We start from the raw sequence: 821 nt of genomic DNA on the forward strand, positions 1-821 counted from the left end.
CTGCCGACCAGGAACCACGTATGGAGCTCGCCGATGCCTTTCGCCGCGATCGTGCCGCGCGCCTCGACGACGAACGCTTCCCCGAGCTTGACGCGGGTCGCCTCCGTCACCTGCACACGTCCGGCGACGCCCTGCGACTCCATCCGGCTCGCGAGATTGACGGCCGTACCCCACAGGTCGTAGATGAACTTGCGCTTGCCAATCACGCCGGCCACAACCTCGCCGCTGTTGACGCCGATCCGCAATTGCAGGTTGCAGCGCCGGACCTCGTTGAAGCGGGCCATCGCGTCGATCATGTCGAGCGCCATATTCGCGGCCCGCATCGCATGGTCCTCGGCGGGAACGGGCAGCCCCGCGGCCGCCATGTACGCGTCGCCGATCGTCTTGATCTTCTCGAGGCCGCGGTGGTCGGCAATGGTGTCGAAGCCGGTAAAGATCTCGTTGAGCATCTCGACGAGCTGCTCGGGACGCATGCCGGCCGAGAAGCCGGTGAAATCCACGATATCCGCGAACAGCACCGACACCTCGGGAAAGCGGTCCGCAATCACTTCCGGGAAACTCCCCGCGATGTCGTCGAGATGCGACTTCAGCCGCTCGGCGATCGGATAAGGCAGCATGTTGAGCAGCAGCCGCTCCGACACCTTCTGCTCGGCGACGACCTTCGCGTAAAGCTGCCTGAGTTCGTCGCTCTGACGGCTGATCAGTTCATGGCTCGCCTCCACTTCCCGCACCTTCTGCTCGAGCGCGTCACCGCGCTTGCGCAACTCCCGGTGCAGCAACCGAACTTCCAGCATGTTGCGAACCCGCATCAGCACTTCCGC

At 64.4% G+C, this 821-nt stretch carries 1 protein-coding gene; it reads right to left on the reverse strand.

Annotated features, from left to right (window positions below; genetic code table 11):
* Positions 1-821, reverse strand: an 821-nt coding sequence (locus DIE06_RS37855; protein ID WP_124665749.1) for an adenylate/guanylate cyclase domain-containing protein, incomplete at both ends; no start/stop codon positions are given.

This window comes from Burkholderia sp. Bp8998, from assembly GCF_003854235.1.
GTDB lineage: Bacteria > Pseudomonadota > Gammaproteobacteria > Burkholderiales > Burkholderiaceae > Burkholderia.